Genomic DNA, 350 nt, shown 5'->3' on the forward strand with positions numbered 1-350 from the left:
GGCCGGGCATCGACAACACCGCCATCGCCATGAGCGCCGCCACCAGCCAGGCAAGCGGGCGGGTATGCATGCGGATCGTCGTAGAGAGCTGTGCTGCGTTCATCTCGTCGTGACTGGAAATGATGGCGCGCCCCGATGGAGCGCGCCAACAGAGATCATTTCTTCGGCAGCAATTTGATGTCGGGCGCAGGCGTTTCCAAGGCGTCCTCATCGTGGCCGGCCGCCTGAATCTCGATCCAGCGATCGGCGGCGTCGCCGCATTCCTGCACGACCGGGAAGTAGAGCATCTGGCCGGCCGGCAGATCGGTGGCGAGCGAGGCACGGAAGACGAACTCGTCATAGAATTCGTC

The 350-nt window shown here is 63.4% G+C and carries 1 protein-coding gene; it reads right to left on the reverse strand.

The features are described from left to right. Positions 1-155 precede the first annotated feature (155 nt). On the reverse strand, positions 156-350 hold a 195-nt coding region (locus EN852_RS36885; RefSeq protein WP_135879763.1), incomplete at its 5' end, for a DUF1775 domain-containing protein.

It is taken from the genome of Mesorhizobium sp. M2E.F.Ca.ET.209.01.1.1 (genome assembly GCF_004010375.2).
In the GTDB taxonomy this organism is placed as follows: domain Bacteria; phylum Pseudomonadota; class Alphaproteobacteria; order Rhizobiales; family Rhizobiaceae; genus Mesorhizobium.